This is a genomic window from Paenibacillus sp. 22594 (assembly GCF_052044425.1).
Lineage (GTDB): Bacteria > Bacillota > Bacilli > Paenibacillales > Paenibacillaceae > Paenibacillus_AQ.
Map to the genome: position 1 here is coordinate 692,063 of NZ_JBQENA010000001.1, position 18,931 is coordinate 710,993.

18 protein-coding genes are annotated in these 18,931 nt (G+C 49.5%); 1 reads left to right on the forward strand and 17 read right to left on the reverse strand.

Annotation, left to right across the window (positions count from 1 at the left end; genetic code table 11):
* Window positions 1-23: 23 nt before the first annotated feature.
* From hslU to ACTJKB_RS03030, 8 genes are all read right to left on the reverse strand, one after another.
* A complete protein-coding gene (gene hslU / locus ACTJKB_RS02995; protein WP_440831733.1) occupies window positions 24-1,424 on the reverse strand; it encodes an ATP-dependent protease ATPase subunit HslU in 1,401 nt (466 codons plus the stop codon).
* A gap of 32 nt (window positions 1,425-1,456) precedes the next feature.
* Window positions 1,457-1,999 (reverse strand): ATP-dependent protease subunit HslV, encoded by a 543-nt coding sequence (gene hslV, locus ACTJKB_RS03000; protein WP_440831734.1) that lies wholly within the window; start codon window positions 1,997-1,999, stop codon window positions 1,457-1,459.
* Window positions 2,000-2,114: 115 nt separating this feature from the next.
* On the reverse strand, window positions 2,115-3,473 hold the full coding sequence (trmFO, locus tag ACTJKB_RS03005; protein WP_440831735.1) for an FADH(2)-oxidizing methylenetetrahydrofolate--tRNA-(uracil(54)-C(5))-methyltransferase TrmFO: 1,359 nt from the start codon (window positions 3,471-3,473) through the stop codon (window positions 2,115-2,117).
* Window positions 3,474-3,497: 24 nt separating this feature from the next.
* Window positions 3,498-5,594 (reverse strand): type I DNA topoisomerase, encoded by a 2,097-nt coding sequence (gene topA, locus ACTJKB_RS03010; RefSeq protein ID WP_440831736.1) that lies wholly within the window; start codon window positions 5,592-5,594, stop codon window positions 3,498-3,500.
* 32 nt (window positions 5,595-5,626) lie between these two features.
* Entirely contained in the window at window positions 5,627-6,745 is a 1,119-nt protein-coding gene (gene dprA / locus ACTJKB_RS03015) for a DNA-processing protein DprA (RefSeq protein ID WP_440831737.1), read from the reverse strand.
* A gap of 198 nt (window positions 6,746-6,943) precedes the next feature.
* Window positions 6,944-7,873, reverse strand: coding sequence for a succinate--CoA ligase subunit alpha (sucD, locus tag ACTJKB_RS03020; protein ID WP_074101788.1), 930 nt, complete (start codon window positions 7,871-7,873; stop codon window positions 6,944-6,946).
* A gap of 30 nt (window positions 7,874-7,903) precedes the next feature.
* Window positions 7,904-9,061 carry an ADP-forming succinate--CoA ligase subunit beta gene (gene sucC, locus ACTJKB_RS03025; RefSeq protein WP_440831738.1) on the reverse strand — a complete coding sequence of 386 codons (1,158 nt, stop codon included), beginning with the start codon at window positions 9,059-9,061 and terminating at the stop codon, window positions 7,904-7,906.
* A gap of 350 nt (window positions 9,062-9,411) precedes the next feature.
* Complete coding sequence (locus ACTJKB_RS03030; protein ID WP_440831739.1) at window positions 9,412-9,876, reverse strand: MarR family winged helix-turn-helix transcriptional regulator; 465 nt, start codon at window positions 9,874-9,876, stop codon at window positions 9,412-9,414.
* A gap of 147 nt (window positions 9,877-10,023) precedes the next feature.
* Between ACTJKB_RS03030 and ACTJKB_RS03035 the strand changes: the two genes are divergently transcribed.
* A complete protein-coding gene (locus tag ACTJKB_RS03035) occupies window positions 10,024-10,452 on the forward strand; it encodes an organic hydroperoxide resistance protein (protein WP_074107692.1) in 429 nt (142 codons plus the stop codon).
* Window positions 10,453-10,550: 98 nt separating this feature from the next.
* On the opposite strand, the gene ACTJKB_RS03040 is transcribed toward ACTJKB_RS03035, so the two are convergent.
* The 9 genes from ACTJKB_RS03040 to lepB all read right to left on the reverse strand — a co-directional run bounded on the left by ACTJKB_RS03040 (window position 10,551) and on the right by lepB (window position 18,901).
* Window positions 10,551-12,221 carry a YifB family Mg chelatase-like AAA ATPase gene (locus tag ACTJKB_RS03040; RefSeq protein WP_440831740.1) on the reverse strand — a complete coding sequence of 557 codons (1,671 nt, stop codon included), beginning with the start codon at window positions 12,219-12,221 and terminating at the stop codon, window positions 10,551-10,553.
* Between the two features lie 199 nt (window positions 12,222-12,420).
* Window positions 12,421-12,930, reverse strand: a complete 510-nt coding sequence (locus ACTJKB_RS03045) for a metallophosphoesterase (RefSeq protein WP_440831741.1) — start codon at window positions 12,928-12,930, stop codon at window positions 12,421-12,423.
* 45 nt (window positions 12,931-12,975) lie between these two features.
* The gene (locus ACTJKB_RS03050; RefSeq protein ID WP_440831742.1) at window positions 12,976-13,392 is read right to left on the reverse strand and encodes a hypothetical protein; all 417 of its coding nucleotides are present in this window, start codon (window positions 13,390-13,392) and stop codon (window positions 12,976-12,978) included.
* 132 nt (window positions 13,393-13,524) lie between these two features.
* Window positions 13,525-13,911 (reverse strand): YraN family protein, encoded by a 387-nt coding sequence (locus ACTJKB_RS03055; protein WP_440831743.1) that lies wholly within the window; start codon window positions 13,909-13,911, stop codon window positions 13,525-13,527.
* Window positions 13,908-14,210: an EscU/YscU/HrcU family type III secretion system export apparatus switch protein gene (locus ACTJKB_RS03060; protein WP_440831744.1), complete on the reverse strand. Its 303-nt coding sequence runs from the start codon at window positions 14,208-14,210 to the stop codon at window positions 13,908-13,910. Before ACTJKB_RS03060 ends, ACTJKB_RS03055 begins: the two co-directional genes overlap by 4 nt.
* Window positions 14,207-16,426 carry a hypothetical protein gene (locus ACTJKB_RS03065; protein ID WP_440831745.1) on the reverse strand — a complete coding sequence of 740 codons (2,220 nt, stop codon included), beginning with the start codon at window positions 16,424-16,426 and terminating at the stop codon, window positions 14,207-14,209. The genes ACTJKB_RS03060 and ACTJKB_RS03065 overlap by 4 nt, the downstream gene beginning before the upstream one ends.
* Before the next feature lie 153 nt (window positions 16,427-16,579).
* The gene (locus ACTJKB_RS03070; RefSeq protein WP_440832699.1) at window positions 16,580-17,191 is read right to left on the reverse strand and encodes a ribonuclease HII; all 612 of its coding nucleotides are present in this window, start codon (window positions 17,189-17,191) and stop codon (window positions 16,580-16,582) included.
* A gap of 199 nt (window positions 17,192-17,390) precedes the next feature.
* Entirely contained in the window at window positions 17,391-18,251 is an 861-nt protein-coding gene (ylqF, locus tag ACTJKB_RS03075) for a ribosome biogenesis GTPase YlqF (protein ID WP_074088054.1), read from the reverse strand.
* A gap of 29 nt (window positions 18,252-18,280) precedes the next feature.
* Complete coding sequence (gene lepB, locus ACTJKB_RS03080; protein WP_440831746.1) at window positions 18,281-18,901, reverse strand: signal peptidase I; 621 nt, start codon at window positions 18,899-18,901, stop codon at window positions 18,281-18,283.
* Window positions 18,902-18,931 lie beyond the last annotated feature (30 nt).

Here is an 18,931-nt window from a genome sequence, read left to right on the forward strand (position 1 = left end):
GAATTGTCCCGAGTCCCAATGTACTAAAGGATATATTGGCTTAAGTCGCGATCCTGTGCGATTCCTGCCAATTTTTCACGAACGTACTCTGGAGTGATGACCATCGTATCCAAAGTCAGCTCAGGAGCTTCAAAAGATAGGTCTTCCAGCAGTTTCTCTAAAATAGTATGCAGTCTACGCGCACCTATATTCTCCATATTCTGGTTTACTGAGGCTGCAATCCTAGCGATCTCATAAATCGCTTCTTGCTGAAACTGAACTTCGATATTCTCCGTTCTCAGCAGATTAACATATTGCTTCGTTAGGGCGTTCTCCGGTTCAGTCAGAATTGAGACAAAATCCTCAAGTGTCAAACTGCTCAATTCCACACGGATCGGAAACCGACCCTGAAGTTCAGGAATAAGATCAGAAGGTTTGGCAACATGAAATGCTCCAGCGGCCATAAACAGCACATAGTCAGTCTTAACAGGACCATATTTAGTCATTACTGTAGAACCTTCAACGATAGGCAAAATATCGCGCTGTACCCCTTCCCTGGATACATCGGGTCCCGAACCTTTGCCTTGACTTGCAACTTTGTCGATCTCGTCGATAAAAATAATCCCAGACTGCTCAGCACGTGCCACCGATTCCTGAATAACATCATCCATATCGATCAGCTTTGCGGCTTCATCCTGGATCAGGACTTTCCGTGCTTCTCTGATCGGAAGTTTGCGCTTCTTGGTCCGCTTAGGTAAAAGACTGCCGAACATTTCCTGCATATTCATACCCATCTGATCATTACCTTGTCCAGCGAACATGTCAAGCATATTAGGTGCCGTATCTTCAACATCCACCTCAATGATGTCATCCTCCAGCTGTCCTGCGAGCAATTTGAACTTGACTCCACGGCGGCGCTCACTAAGACTGCCATCGTCCGCTTCCTCTTTGGTATCATCGCTTCCGCCGTTGTTTCCGCCAAAAATCATTTCAAACGGATTCCGCTGTGATTTATTCTTGGACCCCCCAGGCACCAGAATAGATACAATCCGCTCATTGGCCATTTCTTCAGCGCGGTCCTTTACTTTCTCGGTCCGCTCCAGCTTCACCATTCGAATGGAGGTCTCCACCAAATCACGGACCATTGACTCTACGTCACGCCCCACATAACCAACCTCTGTAAACTTAGTAGCTTCCACTTTAATAAACGGGGCATTGACCAGCTTGGCGAGACGCCGTGCAATTTCGGTTTTGCCGACACCAGTAGGTCCGATCATTAGAATATTCTTCGGGACAACCTCATCCCGCAGGTCTTCAGACAGCAGTGAACGGCGATAGCGGTTGCGGAGCGCAACAGCCACTGATTTCTTAGCCTGCTTTTGGCCTACAATATACTTATCAAGTTCTGCTACGATTTGCCGGGGTGTAAGCGATTGATTCACCATTGTGACGTCCTCCCTTTTCTGTGGCACCGTGCCTACAGTTCTTCGACAATAATATTTGAATTAGTATACACACATATCTCGGATGCAATCGTCAGCGCTTCTTTGGCTATTTCTGATGCGCTTAGATTGGAGGCATGCCGTTTCAAAGCACGTCCTGAAGCGAGCGCGAAATTACCTCCTGAACCGATGGCAAGCACATCATCATCCGGCTCAATAATTTCTCCATTACCGGAAATCAACAACATACCCTCTTTATCCATCACAATCATCAGTGCTTCCAGCTTTCGCAAAATACGATCCTGGCGCCAATCCTTGGCCAGTTCCACAGCCGCACGCTGTAAGTTTCCATGATGCTCTTCCAGCTTGCCCTCGAACTTCTCGAACAACGTAATCGCATCCGCCACGGATCCCGCAAAGCCCGCGATAACCTGCCCTCTATATAAACGACGTACCTTTCTGGCCGTTGTCTTCATAATAACACTCTCGCCAAATGTAACCTGGCCATCTCCGGCTATTGCCGCATGGCCATTATGTCTCACCGCACAAATTGTAGTTGCATGAAAGCTAGGTAACATAATTTAAGCAACCTCCTAAAAGTTTTGTGAGCGTTACTGCCTGGGATCATCTGCGTACAAAACTCGCTTTGAAAGCATAACCCTAAGTTTTGTGCGCGTTACTGGATATCTTATTTTATTGAGAAGTCTGATCCGCATTCTCCGGTTCTTTGTGCGGAAGCCCAGTATGAGCGGCGTACGCGGCGAGACTATCCAAGGCTCGATGAGCAAGAAACTCATTTTTTTCTTTTTTACTGCGGATTCTTTGCGCAAGCTTGGGCAATAGACCAAAATTGGCATTCATCGGCTGGAAATGTTCCGGATCGGCAGACGTGATGTAAGCAGGCATACTGCCCAGCACCGTCTCCTGAGGGAAGATGAGGCCTTCATCCCCAAGCGCTGCCCTCGCAGCATTCACACCAGCAATCAGCCCCGATGCAGCGGACTCTACGTAACCTTCAACCCCCGTCATTTGACCGGCAAAAAAAAGTCTTTCCAGACCCTTCATTTGATAGGTAGGATGCAAGAGCTTCGGAGAATTAATAAATGTATTACGGTGCATTACTCCATAGCGGACATACTCGGCATTCTCCAGGCCCGGAATCAGTGAGAATACCCGTTTCTGTTCGCCCCATTTCAGATGCGTCTGGAAGCCAACCAGATTATATAGCGTTCCAGCAGCATTATCCTGGCGTAACTGCACAACCGCGTAAGGCAGTTTGCCTGTATGAGGATTCAGGAGGCCCACCGGTTTCATGGGTCCGAACAAGGCGGTCTGTTTGCCGCGCTTCATCATGATTTCAATCGGCATGCAGCCTTCAAAATAAATCTCTTTCTCAAAATCTTTGATTGCTGCAGTCTCTGCAGAAATTAGCGCATCATAAAAACGGTCAAACTCCTCTTCCGTCATCGGACAGTTCAGATATGCCGCCTCACCTTTGTCGTATCGGGAGGCCAGATATACCTTGCTCATGTCGATTGTATCTTTTTCCACAATAGGAGCTGCGGCATCATAGAAGTAAAAGTACTCTTCACCTAGCAGCCTTTTGATCTCGGCGGATAATGCCGGGGAAGTCAACGGGCCAGTCGCAATCACAACGATCCCTTCCTCCGGTATATGCGTAAGTTCTTCATTTATGACTTCTACAAGGGGATGATTGTGCAGTTTGGAAGTGATTTCACCGGAGAATCCATCACGGTCAACAGCAAGTGCTCCACCAGCAGGAACTGCATGACGATCAGCTGCACCCAGTACCAGTGAATCCAGACGCCGCATTTCTTCCTTAAGTACACCAACCGCATTACCAAGTCCATTGGCGCGCAACGAGTTGCTGCATACCAGTTCAGCAAATTGATCGGTATGATGCGCAGGAGTCTTCACAACAGGTCTCATCTCATATAATCTAACCGGAACCCCCCGGGAAGCTATCTGCCAGGCTGCTTCGCTCCCTGCGAGGCCGGCCCCTATTACTGTAACCTTAGCTAATTCTGTCAATTTCCTTTCCTCCTGTAGAGACATTTATTCTGCTAGTTCTTCACCCTCAAGTACAGCTTCGGTATGATCGCAAGAAGTGCACTGGAGCTTTGTCCCCTGCTTGTTACGCTTCTCAATCATCCAGGAACCGCAGACCGGACATGGTTTAATAGATGGTCTGTCCCACGATACAAAATCACAGCCAGGGTATTGATCGCAGCCATAGAAGACACGGCCTTTTTTACTGCGGCGCTCCACGACTTTACCTTCATGACACTTCGGACAGCTTACCCCAATATCCTTCACAATGGGCTTAGTATTCCGGCAATCCGGGAATCCGGAGCAAGCCAGAAACTTACCGAACCGTCCAAGCTTATATACCATCGGTTTGCCGCATTTCTCACACAGCTCATCCGACACTTCATCCTCAATTTCAATTTCCTTCATCTCTTCCTCAGCAAACACCAGCCGCTTCTCAAAGGACGTGTAGAATTCAGCTAATACTTTAACCCAATCCTCCACGCCTTCTTCTACATGGTCAAGATCGCCTTCCATATGCGCCGTGAATTCTACATCTAGAATCTCAGGAAAAAACTGTTCCATCTGCTCGATGATTAATTCGCCAAGTTCTGTCGGCATGAACTTTTTCTCTTCAATCGCCACATAACCACGCTTTTGGATCGTTTCCAGTGTAGGGGCATAAGTACTTGGACGCCCTATTCCCAGCTCTTCCAACGTTTTGACCAGACGTGCCTCTGTGTATCGTGGAGGCGGCTGTGTAAAATGCTGTTTCGGCTCTATTTCATGCTTAGCCAGGTCATCGCCCGCCTTGAGCGGAGGTAAATACTTTTCCTCATCCGTGGTTCCGTCATCATTGCCTTCAACATATACCTTCATAAAACCCGCAAAAGACACTTTGGAACCGACGGCTCTGAACACAGCAGCGCCAACGGTGATATCTACCGAGAGCGTATCCAGAATTGCAGAAGACATCTGACTGGATACAAACCGCTCCCATATCAGTTTATACAGCCGGAATTGATCACGGCTCATGTATTCTTTAACCATTTCAGGTTCACGTAGGGCGGAGGTAGGGCGGATAGCTTCATGCGCATCCTGCGATCCGGCGGCTTTTTTTGAATATTGGCGAGGCGTCTCAGGGACGAATTTCTCACCGTATTTGGAAAGGATCAATTCCTTGGCTTCATCCTGCGCGGTTACGGATAGACGGGTGGAGTCGGTACGCATATAAGTGATCAAACCGACCGTTCCTTCTTTGCCCAGCTCAACACCCTCATACAACTGCTGTGCCACAGACATGGTTTTGGCTGCACGGAAGCCCAGCTTTCGTGCTGCTTCCTGCTGCAAGGAGCTCGTCGTGAAAGGTGCGGAAGGATGCCGTTGTCTTTCTTTCTCTTTTACTTCACTTACCTTGAAGGCAGCATCTTTGATTGCTTCCAGGACTTCCTGAACATCACTTTCCTGACCAAGTTCTTTCTTTTCACCATTCAGTTTGTGGAACTTGGCTTCGAAGAGTGAATCCCGAATGCCCAGTTTCGCGGTAATACTCCAATATTCCGTAGGTACAAATGCCGAAATTTCATTCTCCCGGTCCATAATGATTTTAACGGCAACAGATTGCACACGGCCGGCGGACAAACCTTTTTTGACTTTCTTCCATAATAGCGGGCTAATCTTGTAGCCGACCAGACGATCCAGAATACGCCGTGCCTGTTGAGCGTTAACCAGATCCATATTAATCTTACGGGGTGTCTTGAAAGCATCTTTTACAGCCTGCTTCGTAATCTCATTAAAAACGACCCGGCATTCCTGTGTGTTGTCCAGATCCAGCGCATGCGCCAGATGCCAGGCAATGGCTTCACCTTCGCGGTCCGGGTCAGCCGCCAGATAGACTTTTTTCACTTTTTTGCTGGCGTCCTTAAGTTCCTTCAAAATCGAACCCTTACCACGGATCGTAATATACTTGGGATTGAAATCATTTTCCACTTCTACACCGATCTGACTCTTCGGCAAATCCCTGATATGCCCCATAGAAGCCTTTACGATATATTTACTTCCTAAATATTTGCCAATTGTCTTCGCTTTTGCCGGCGATTCGACAATAACCAATGCTTCCGCCATAGGTTGTTCCTCCTAAAAGTGTTCCTTCTATATTAAATTACCTTATAAATTGCCCCTGGTAATTGTGATACCGCTTTTTTTATGATTAAAGATAACAGAACTGAATGCAAATGTCCAAAATCCCATCCCGTTCTGGGCAGCAGCTCATCCAGCGTAAAAGGGCCTTGATGCAGTATATGGTATAGGTGAGACTCCTCACTTGTCAATTTCTTTTCCCTGAGCCTGTCTTCTCCTACCGGCAGCAAAAGGGCATTTTCTGTATCCCCTATAGACTTTGAAGGCAGGTGCGACAGGTATTCTTCAATAATATCGATGGCTCCGGTTACTAGTTTTGCCCCTTGCTTAATTAAGTCTAGCGCTCCCCGGCTTTTGGGTGAAGTGATCGGTCCCGGTACGGCAAATACATCTCTCCCGGCTTCAAGGGCGGCGTCAGCGGTAATCAGTGAGCCACTCCGGGTATCCGCCTCGACTACCAGCGTTCCCAGTGTAAGTCCCGCTATAATTCGATTACGCTGAGGGAAAAGTCCGGGATGGCTTTTGGTTCCCAGCGGATATTCACTGAGCACCAGGCCTTCACGTGAAATCTGCCGCTCCAGCTCCCTATTCTCCGGAGGATATATCCTGTCGAGTCCTGTAGCAACCACAGCAATGGTACCACCTTTACTCCCTAGTGCAGCTTCATGGCAGACACTGTCAATGCCCCGGGCAAGTCCACTTACCACCGTGAAGCCTGCCTCACTTAGCTCTGAAGCCAGCATTTCACCCACCTTACGCCCATATGCCGTTGGCACACGGGTTCCAACCATTGCGATTGAAGGACAGGAAGCGAGCTTCAGATTGCCTCTGTAATACAACACCCACGGGGGCTGCGGTGTTTGTTTAAGTCGCTCAGGATAATCTTCATCAAACAGAGTAGCCACATCTACACCGCTTTCCTTCATTAAATTGCAGCGAGAACTAATCCAGTCTTCATTAAAATCAGCAGCGAGCTTCTGAGCAATTTTCGGATGGACCCCCACTTTTACCCAATCCTCAGAACTGCACGAAAATGCATTTTCCGTCAAAAGTCCTGCCTGGTGAATTCTGTCGATGGTTTTCCAGCCAACACCCTCTACTTCATTCAATCCAATCAGCAGACCGCGTCTTTCCATATGTACTTCTCCCCTTTTGATGAAGGCAAGCCTTCTAATAAAAAACCATCTGATTGAGGTAAGGTATAGCAGGAATCCTCCTTGTGAAAAAGGCCGAACGCCAAAAAAGCAACCTTTTATCCCCATGAAAGAGAACAAAAGGTTGCTTACCTTATAAATTGATTATACCTAATCTGGACGCAAATGTATTGTGAAAAATCAGTGAGTCGTAAAAGCGTTCAGAATGCCGCGTTCTTCCAGGACGCTCACAAGGGTAGAGCCCATTTCGGCTGGAGTTGGCGCAACTTTGATACCACAGGATTCCAGCACAGCAATCTTCTCGCTGGCCGTCCCCTTCCCACCAGAAATAATGGCTCCGGCGTGCCCCATTCGTTTACCCGGAGGCGCAGTTACGCCTCCAATAAAGCCGACGACCGGCTTGGTCATGTGCTCTTTGATCCACTCCGCCGCTTCCTCTTCTGCTGTACCACCGATCTCTCCGATCATAATGACAGCCTTGGTTCCAGGATCCTCATTAAACAGCTTCAAAATATCGATGAATTCCGAGCCTTTTACAGGGTCCCCACCAATACCGACTGCTGAAGACTGTCCAATTCCGCGCTCAGTCAACTGGTGTACCGCTTCATAGGTAAGCGTTCCGCTGCGGGACACAACTCCCACGTAACCAGGCATATGAATATACCCCGGCATGATTCCTATTTTACACTCACCTGGTGTAATGACACCCGGACAGTTAGGGCCGATCAGCACGGTAGGGCGTCCTTCCATATAGCGTGAAACTTTTACCATATCCAGCACTGGGATTCCTTCAGTAATACAGATGACCAGCTCAAGGCCGGCATCCACTGCCTCCATGATTGAGTCCGCCGCAAAAGCCGGTGGCACATAAATCACACTTGCCGTCGCACCCGTAGCTGCCTTAGCAGCTACAACCGTATCGAATACTGGCAGACTGACCTCACTGCCATTGTCCAAAGTAATATTGACAGTGGTCCCGCCTTTGCCTGGGGTAACCCCGCCTACCATCTGGGTACCGTAATCCAGGGCTCCCTTGGTATGGAACAAGCCGGTCGAGCCTGTGATCCCTTGCGTGATGACCTTCGTATTTTTATCTACAAGAATGCTCATCTATAGTCACATCCCTACTTAGAATTGTCTTTACACAAGAGCTACAATCTTACGGGCTCCATCCGCCATGGAATCCGCAGCTACGATATTCAGCCCCGATCCGGCAAGAATCTGCTTGCCCAGTGCTACATTGGTGCCTTCAAGACGGACAACAAGCGGCTTGGTCAGTCCAAGCTGTCTGGCAGCTTCCACTACTCCGCTGGCAATAACATCACAACGCATGATTCCGCCGAAAATATTGACGAATATTCCATTAACTTTGTCGTCTGACAAAATAATTTTAAATGCTTCTGTAACCTTTTCGGTGGTGGCACCGCCCCCTACATCCAGGAAGTTGGCCGGCTCACCGCCATAGTATTTGATAATATCCATAGTGGCCATGGCCAGGCCGGCACCGTTCACCATACATCCGATGTTGCCGTCCAGTACGATGTAGCTCAGATCGAATTTGGAAGCTTCAATCTCCTTCGCATCCTCTTCGTCCAGGTCACGCAGCTCCAGAATGTTCTTATGCCGGAACAAGGCATTGGAATCGAAATTCAGCTTGGCATCAAGTGCCATAACGTTTCCATCCCCCGTAACCACAAGCGGATTAATCTCAGCAATAGAGCAATCCTTATCCACAAAAGCCAAATAGAGCGCTTGCATGAACTTGACCGCTTTATTAACCAATTCTGTCGGAATCGCTATACTGTACGCTAGTTTCCGGGCTTGAAACGTCTGCAATCCTACCGCCGGATCAATAATCTCCTTGAAAATCTTCTCAGGATGCGTAGCTGCAACCTCTTCAATCTCAGTTCCGCCTTCCTCCGATGCCATCATTACCACACGGCCGGAGCCACGGTCAACAACAAGTCCAATATAGTATTCCTTTACAATCTGACAGCCTTCCTCAATCAGCAGCCGTTTCACTATCTTGCCTTCGGGCCCGGTCTGATGGGTAATCAGCGTCTTTCCGAGAATCTCTTCTGCATATGCACGAACCTCTTCGCTTGTTTTGGCGACCTTTACACCTCCGGCTTTGCCGCGTCCGCCAGCATGAATCTGCGCTTTGACCACTACCACCGGGGTACCCAGCGACGCTGCGGCTTCTACCGCTTCCTCCACTGTATAAGCTACTTTTCCGTTCGGTACGGCTACGCCGTACTTCTTAAGTACTTCTTTTCCCTGATACTCGTGGATATTCATACCGGAAGCCTCCTAAAGTATTGCGGTGGCAAGCAGGCAGCCTGCTGCCATTCCGCTTTCCGTTTTGATTGTCCAAAGCCGGGTCCAGACCGGTAAAATATAGTAATATCCCGGTACACACAGAATACCCGTGCCGGAATCATTTGAAATCGGCACAGGTTTCTGTCTATGGCATCCGGGACGAAAATATCGTATTGAACCGATTTCCGCCCAGAGCCAAAATATGAAACCCAGAATATTGTAACATGTTTTAAAAACGCTTTCCTTAAAAACTTTCATGATTTATACATACATTTTCGCTCGATTTCATGCCGGAATGCGAACGATTGCATTGACTTTACATAAACAAGCTATTTTACGGCATTGGTATTGGCTTCGTGCACACGGGCAAGCAGGTCCTTGAATTGACCCAGCAGACCCACAAATTCATCTGCCGATAACATCGTACCTTCCGCCATTTTACCGGGGATGCATGCTGCTTCACTCCGTAGAGCCTTACCCTGTTCAGTTAAGGAGATCAGTACCTTCCGTTCATCCTGAAGCGATCGTTCGCGAAGAATCAGACCGGCAGCCTGCAACCTCTTCAGCAGTGGCGTTAATGTGCCTGAATCCAAAAAAAGCGCTTCGCCCAGCTCTTTAACTGTACACTGGTGTCGTTCCCACAGTACAAGCATTACAAGGTATTGGGAATACGTTAGTCCAATCTTGTCCAGATGAGGCTGGTACAGCTTTGTGAATTCACGTGAACAGGCATAAATAGTAAAACACAATTGATTCTCAAGCAGCAGCTCGGGGGTTGTAGTTGTCTCTTGCATATCTTCTTCACCTGCCTTTGTGACATTATTTTATCACAATTTCTAATTAATATCATGTTAATAGCAAAAAATATATTGACTATTATTTTTATTGTGTTAAATTTAATTGTGTACAATACATTATCAAATGAACGGGAGCGATTAATAATGATGACTATCCAACAAAAAATGTACGAAACAACAGTAAAAGCAGTAGGTGGAAGAAATGGATATATTGAATCCGAAAGCCCAAAACTGAATCTCACCATCAGCACTCCACGTGAAATGGGCGGTGCCGGCGGCGAAGGAACCAATCCGGAGCAGCTGTTCGCAGCTGGCTATTCCGCTTGCTTCGACAGTGCACTGAACATGGTTGCCCGCATGGGAAAAGTGAAAATCGAAGGCAGCGAAGTAACGGCTACCGTCAGTTTCGGAAAAGTAGAGGATGGCGGGTTCGGTATTGCCGTTAAGATGGATGTCCTGGTTAAAGGCGTTGACAAAGAAACCGCAGCACAATTGGTAGAAGCAGCTCATGGTGCATGCCCATACTCCCGCGCAACCCGCGGTAACATTGCAGTCGAGTTGAATGTGCTGTAAGCACTAATTGCACATCTCGTTAACATAGCACAAGCCGTCCGGTCTCCCGGACGGCTTGTTTGTATAGGTAAACCGTGAGGCTCTGTATACTTACAGAATCACTCATCTACTATAACTTGCCTGTCCAAATTACGGTATTGGACAGCTTCGGCAAGATGGGATGAACCGATATCTGCTGCACCTTCAAGATCAGCAATAGTACGGGCCAGCTTAATGATCCGGTCATGCGCCCGCATACTTAAGCCGAGACTTTCCAGAATATCATTCAGTAATTGTCTGCCGTCTTTTTGAAGCCTTGCATAACGGCGCAAAGCAGCCCCTGAAAGCTCGCTGTTCCAGGAGATCGGCAGACCTCTATAACGATCCGCCTGAATAGCTTGTACCTTAAGCACTTCGAGGCGCATTTCCGCCGAGGATACCGAGTTCCCCTGCCCCTCCCAATCTCTCGGACGGGGTACATCCACCTGCATATCAATCCGGTCCAGCAGCGGTCCGGAAATTTTGCCGCGGTATTGGGCGATCTTTGCCGGACTGCAGGTGCATCGCTTCGTCGTCCCTATGCTCCCTAAATATCCACAGCTGCAAGGATTCATTGAACATGCGAGTAAAAATTGTGCCGGAAATGTAAATGCAGCCCGGGCGCGGCTGATCGTTACCACTCCATCCTCAAGGGGCTGACGGAGTACTTCAAGCACATTGCGGGAGAACTCGGGCAGCTCGTCCAAAAAGAGAACACCTCGATGTGCCAGGCTCACCTCTCCCGGCTTGGGAATCCCCCCGCCACCGATCAGTCCTGCAGCTGAGATCGTATGATGGGGGGAACGAAACGGGCGGCTACGCAATAATCCGCTGTTCGCTTCCTTCAATTTGCCTGCGGAACTGAAGATTTTGGTCACCTCTAGCGACTCATTATCATCAAGTTCCGGAAGTATGCCTGGAAGCCGTTTGATCAGCATGGTCTTTCCCGTTCCCGGCGGTCCCATCAGAACAATATTGTGCATCCCGGCAGCAGCTATCATCAAGGCGCGCTTCACATGATTCTGCCCGAGAACATCACTATAGTCCTCCGCCATCATATTCACTTCGGAGCTTCCTGAATCAGTGTGCGCATATTCAGGAATGAATCTAAGATGATTCAGAGATAGCACTTTAACTGGTGGGCGGTCTTTTTCAGTCTGGCTTGTACTAACCGTAACTGGAAAAGGAAGCTCACTTAGTTGCGAAGAAACAGTAGATAAGGGGCGAACAGTTAATAGCTCCCTATCTGCATCCGGTGGCGGCAGCTGTCGTAAATGCTCCGCTGCATATACGGTCATTCCGCTGATTAATGACGCTTCGGCGGCATTGTCTTTCGGAACGAGTACACCCTTCATGCCGCTGCGGCGAGCTGCTTCTACCATAGACAGCACTCCGGTAACGGGCCGCAAACTTCCGTCTAGCGCCAGCTCACCAATTAATAACAGTTGTTCCGCTTCAGGCATATCCAATTGCCCGCTTGTGGTCAAAATACCAAGAGCAATGGCAAGATCGAATGCAGATCCTTCCTTACGGAGGTCAGCTGGAGCCAAATTTATGGTGACCCGCTGCTGCGGATAACGGTAACCACAATTTTTGACGGCGGCACGTACTCTCTCTACAGCTTCCCGGATCGCCGAATCAGGCAACCCAATGATGCTCGTCTGCGGCAGACCGTTGGCCAGATCGATTTCCACACCAATCATGACACCCTCTATCCCATACAAGCATGCGCTGTGCATTTTTCCATACATAACAAAAACACCTCTTCTCTTGAAATACGCCCATGACAGGCGGACTAAATTCAAGAAAAAGGGTGCTTCCTCAATTTCCGGTTATTCTATTATCCTTAGTATACTTATATTCCATGGGCTTAATCAAGAGTTACCGATATGAAAATGGTATATTGCCCCATATTGCATAATTATGCAACATCAAAATACAAAAATTTCGTTATCCTTCCTCATTCACCACAACATAATCTCTGATTTGGGCAAAAGATAGAGGTGTATAGTCCCAGTGTTCTACGCAAATGTTAAAATAATTCTTCCCCTCATACTTCTGGCTATGAATATGGCCGTGCACATTTACGTAAGGCATATGCTTATTCATATACATGGGTTCATGTGAAAGAAAAAAGAAATCTTTATATATTACAGGATACTCACTGACTTCATTAAAACCGGCTTCAAGCCACCAGTTCCGGCCTCGGCTGCGGTCATGATTGCCTAGAATCAGGATTTTATAGCCTTTGAGGGCAGAAACAATCTCCTGTGTTTTTTCCAGGTTCAAGAAAGAAAAATCTCCCAAGTGAAAGACCGTGTCTTCTGTACCGACAACAGAATTCCACTTCTCGATCATCACCCGGTCCATTTCTTCCTCGCTGCCAAAGGGACGGGACTCAAAATCAATAATCAGCTTATGCCCAAAATGTTGATCTGATGTGAAAAATATATTTGACATCCCTATCCCCTTCTTCTTCACTCAGAAATGGTTTCTGTGAACACTTCAATCGTTCCAGTTCCGTTTGGCGGAACGCTGACTGTTCATATCCAGCTTAATCAACTCCGCTAACGGAGGCACTTCCTCATGCTCTATAAGCCAGTGGCGCATCTCTTTGATGGCTTCCACCTGCCCATTTCCTTTGTCACGCCAGGTCAGCAGCTCAATCACCCTGATGACTAGCGACAAGAGACTGCTATTGCTGCTCTGGGTTTTTTCGGCCCGGATTTTTTGGAATAATGCTTCATTCTCCCAATCAATCAAAATCTCCTCCGCTATGGCTGGCCGCATAACGGTAAAGGTCTTGTTACACTTGCTGCAGCAAATAACGGACACAGGCTCTCCGCCCAGCTCTACTGCAATTTTGGTGTTACAATATTGGCAAGTAAAATTCACCTGTATATCCAACGGTTGATTGTTCACTCGGACAGCCCTCCTCATGGTGGCATTAAAAGTTACAATAATGTTTACCCATTTCCTTGGAGAAATGACCCATAGTACGGAGGGTATGTCAAGACTCTATGTTTGAAAAGTTAACAAAATGTATAAAAATTTTCAAAAAGCCTCCCGTATATGATGAAGTGATGCGATACTCCTATCCTCATTCAGCATAACCGTGATGACGTCAAAAGAGACCCGGCGTTCATACACGCTCTTCATATGCATGTATACCTGGGCGGTGGCACGCACTTGACGAATCTTCCGCTCATCCACAGATTCTTCGGGGGTACCTTGAAGCGGGCTTCCACTGCGACTTCGCACTTCAATAAAAACAAGTACTTCATCGTATTCAGCAATAATATCCAGCTCCCCGCTGCGGCACCGCCAGTTACATTCTATAATCCGGTAACCTTGTGCAGTTAGGTATTGCAGAGCGGCTTTCTCGCCATCAGCACCTTTTTGCTTGCGGGTATAGGGCTCCTCAGACGAAACCTCACTCACTTCTGCCTCCGTTCTCCGGCAGAGCGGTCACTTTGGTAAACAAAGCTCAGAATCTCCGCTACCAGCTGGTAGAGCTGTGGAGGAATCTGCTGGTCCAGGTCAAGCTTGGAGAGCACTTCTACAAGGGCCGCATCCTCTTGGACAGCCACCCCGCTGTCCTTGGCCATCTGCAGAATCTTATCTGCTACCGCACCTTGCCCTTTGGCGACTACGACCGGCGCTTCACTTTGACCGGGCGAATATTTGAGGGCAACCGCTTTTTTCAGGTTTTGAGAAATTTCATCGGCGGACTCACTCATATGCGGTAATCCACTCCTTTGTAGGAATCAGGCACATAGTCTGCCAGTCTGCCCGCGCCGCCCGCAGTGGCTGTAGATGCAGCATTAGGCTGCGGGAGGGGTTCTGTCCTCAAGCTGGACAGCTGATAACCGATCGATTCCACTGCTACTCCAATTTCATCCTTACGTTCTTCGAGTAGCTCTAATACCCATGGCGTATCGTTATGCAGCTTCAGACTTACGATTCTGTCCACCACCTGTACATCAACCAGTGTCTGGCCCAGCTGCTTCATTTCCAGGTCAAACCACAGGCGGCAGTTCGATGCATCAAGTTCGCCTTTACGGCCCCGTCTCGACTGGATATGGACGGAAGCCGTTTCCTGCCCGTCCGGACCGTGCAGCGGCAGGAACATCGTGACTTGCGCAAACGGAGCCGTCCGATCCGTATTCAGCAGCAGTTGCTGCCCCGTCAACTGCTGCACCAGCTGGCCCGCGGCCTCCTTGACTGCGGGCGGCACTTCGCTGCTGCCCAGCACCTGCAGCAGCACACCCTTCAGCGTATCGGCAGCCGTATCATCGCCGACAGCTGTACTCGCCAGCGCCACCTGAGGCAGCGCTGCCTCACGCCCTGCCGCGGCTGCCGGCACTGCCGCGGCCCGCACCTCAGCGGCGGCATGTCCACCGCCGCGAACGGCCTGCTGCTCGTGCTCCGCACCGAGCAGCTTCAGCACCCGCCCCACCCACGACTCCGTATCGTGGGTGGCTGCGGTCCCCGTCTGCTGCGCCGCAGCCGCAGACGGACCCTCCCCGCGCTGCCCTGCAGGCGCGGGGGCTGGCTCTTGCCCCGCAGCCGCTGGCGGGGCTGTAGTTCCCTGCGGCGGCTGCGCGGCCGCAGGGGCAGGGGCTTGCCCCGCCGCGTCAGCGGGCGGGGTGGAAGCGAGCTGCGGCAGTGTGCCGCGCAGCTCGGTGAGCACGCCCTGCAGCTTCGCGAGCAGGGCGGCACCTTTGCCAGCAGAGTTCTCTGCTGCTGGCAATGCCGTTCGTTCCGGCTGCACACCGGAACGGACTTCCGTCCCTTCTTCCTGCTCTGCAGAAGGAGGATTAACCGCTGCTGTTCCAGATCCCGCAGCCGCAGGCTGGGCATTACTTGCCTTCGGTGTATTGCCCGCCATTAGAGTAGGGCCTGCCTCAGCAGCATCCGCTTCTCCATCCGGCGAAGCGGGTGCCGTCCCCGCTTGGCCGACCGAGACCGCAACCAATGGTTCCGCATCGGCAGCAGCTACATTGGCCGCCACCGCTGCAGCTTCGTTCCCGGCAGGCTGCACGGTTTTCACAATGCCACCAGAAGGCACTTCGGGAATGTCAGCCCCTTCAATAGCCATTGTTGAATCGGCTGCAGCCGCTGGCACCGCTGTTACATCCGTCCCACTTACTTTAACTGCAGCAACTTGATTTGCTGCAGTATTTACAGGAGCCGCAGGATTTCCGTTTCCGGGGGTTTCTGCTGCCAAAGAAGCCCCCGCACCTCCGTTCACAGGTGTTCCTGCTGCCGGAGGAGTCGCCGTTCCTGGAATAACAGCCGCTGCAGGCTTACTGGAAGCATTCGGTGCGGTAGTATTTCTACCCGCTGCATCGTTTTCCTGCTGAGCCCATTGTCCGATCGCCGTTTCAAGCTGAGCCACAAGCTGATGCAGCTTAGGCCCAAACACGGCTTGCTGCAGTCCTTTCACACTTTCTGCTGTAACAGGAAGTCCACGTTTTACTGAAATGACTGCCGCTTCCAGCCACTCCGACACCGGAACATTAGGCGGCTTGGCATTCATTACAGCATCCAGCTTCGCTGCTGTTTCCTTGGTAAGAGCGATGCCGCCAGTTACCATAGCCTGAATGATTTCCTTTCCTGCCTTGGAATCTGTAAGCCCCAGTGATTCGAGTGCTTCCCCCATACTTTGAGACGAAGCCAATGCGGCCTCACCGGAGGAGACAGGTTTTAATACGGGTAAGCCGCCTTCTCCCGGAGGAGCAACCTGCAAATTCAACGTTTGTCCAGGCTGCAGCGGTGTCTCCAGCTCCGCACGGACAGGCGTACCTTGAATCTGTACCACTGCCTCTTTGCCGGAATCCGACACACTGAGTACCACACCGCGGACCACCTGCCCTTCCTTTAGCTCTACCGTCTTAGGCTCACCCGGTTTATTGTCTCCAAGTAATCCGCGAATCAAAGATCCGATGTTCATGTCTATCTCCCCTCCTTTCGTATATATCTTTTCATTTATATCGGTATTTTAAAGCATTTTATAAGATGACCCCTTAACCCGGACTTCAATTAAGTGCAGTTATTATCACAACTTATATAATAAGAAGCTTTATATCTATCCATCTCTTAAATCTTAAAACAATGTCAGTTCATCCGATAGAATTCTCCCCAGAAAGCTGCGGCGGTGCATGGGAGTCGGCCCCAAAGCCAGGATCTGTTCCCTATGCAGTTTAGTCGCGTAACCTTTATGTATTTTAATACCGTAGTTCGGGTATAACTCTTCCCACAGGCCTTCGCACAGCCGGTCACGTGTAACCTTGGCCACTATAGAAGCAGCAGCAATTGACTGGCTATTTGCATCCCCTTTAATAATCGCACGCTGAGGCAAGGAAAGATCCACCTTTTCCGCATCAATCAGCATATAGTCAGGAGGATCACCCAGACCTTCCACTGCTTTTTTCATCGCCAGCCTAGAGGCCTGCTTGATATTGATCTCATCTATGACCACTGAGTCGACATGACCTACACTTACCGCCAGCGCCTGCTCCATAATCTGCTCGAACAGGTTCTCCCGCTTTTTCGCAGTCAGCTTCTTAGAATCATCTACACCCTCTATAATGAGGCCTTCCGGTAAAATCACCGCAGCCGCTACGACATCGCCGAACAGACAGCCTCTTCCTACCTCGTCAACACCTGCTATTCTCCGGTAATCCTGTTCCCAGCATCCCTTTTCGTAGCTTAACATATCTATTAAACTCACTGTTCCTCCACCACCAATTCTAAATTCCCATTCCTTGTACAAGCCAGCTTATCATAAGAATACGCCCTGGTCATCCCACTTTTTGCTCAAAAGACTCCTTCCAAATTCAGGATCATTCATGCATGCATAACAAAAAACCACCCCAATGACTCGGATGGTTCTTCCATTCCACATATTTTTGTAATTAAGGCGTTTCCAGTGTAAACCGTCCCAGCTTCCCTGCCCGCAAGTCATGCAGCAATAGGCGTGAAGCCTTCTCCAGGTCCACCCGGCCACCGCTAATCAGACAACCCCGCTTGCGGCCGACAGCTTCCATAACAGCAACAATTTCGTCCGGATTCTCCAGATCTTCAGGAAGCTTCTCGATCCCAAAGCGCTCTTGGAAGCTTGCTCCGTAATCCTTGACCAGATACTTCACTGCAAAAAAAGCGATATCCTCAATATTCAGAATCTCTTCTTTGATTGCACCGGTTACCGCCAGACGGTAGCCTACATCCTGATCCTCGAATTTCGGCCATAGAATCCCTGGCGTGTCCAGCAGCTCCAGATTTCCGCCCGTCTTAATCCATTGCTGTCCTTTGGTAACACCCGGACGGTCACCCGTCGCCGCGATATTTTTGCCAGCCATCCGGTTAATGAGCGTAGATTTGCCCACATTGGGGATCCCAACGATCAGCGCCCGGCTTGGACGCGGATTCATACCTTTGGCAATCTGCCGGTCGATCTTCTCCTTCAGCAGCAGCTTAACCTGCTCAGGGATCTCCTTGATGCCCGTGCCAGTAGCTGCATCTACCGGATGCGCAACATGGCCCTCTGCCCTGAAATAGGCCAGCCATTTCCGTGTAGCTTCAGGGTCAGCCAAGTCTGCCTTATTCAGAATGATCAGTCTCGGCTTGTCCCGCAAAATATCGTCAATCATCGGATTACGGCTGGATAGCGGCAGACGGGAATCGAGCAATTCTATACACACATCAATCAGCTTCAGCTTATCCTCGATTTGCCGCCTAGCCTTCGTCATATGACCAGGAAACCATTGAATGGCCATTGCCGTCACCTCCTTTGACTTCCGTCAACTTAATGGTTAATCATTGTAATATCTTTGACCGGCCAAAAGATCAGGTCTGCGCGGCCGACAATATCGCCCAGCGGCACATAGCCGATCATCCGGCTGTCGGTGCTGTCCGAGCGGTTGTCTCCCATAACAAAGACATGCCCTTTTGGCACTGTTCCATCTGTAAAATCTTCATTGGGGAAATTTTTGTTATTATACAATGCGTTGTTATTATGTGCCTGGTCAATCGCACCCTTGATGTAAGTTTCATTCACCGGTTCGCCGTTCACAGTAACAACATCGCCTTCGACTTTTACGGTATCCCCAGCTACGCCGATTACACGTTTGATGAAATCTTTTCCTTCAGATGGCACATGGAACACAATAACCTCACCCCGCTGAGGCGAGCGGATGTCATATAAGATTTCATTGACAATCACACGTTCGCCGGTATGGAAATTTGGCTGCATGGAAGGTCCATCCACAATAAACGGCTTGAACAAAAGCCAGCGTATCAAAATCACCAGAATCAAAGCAATAGCAATTGCCTTAATCCATTCCAGAACTTCATTTTTGGGCTTGCGGAGATTCTTGCCGTCAGGCTCCACAATTTCACCTTGTCCCTGCTGAAAATCCTGCTGCATAGTTCACCGTCCTCTCTATATGCTACCCTC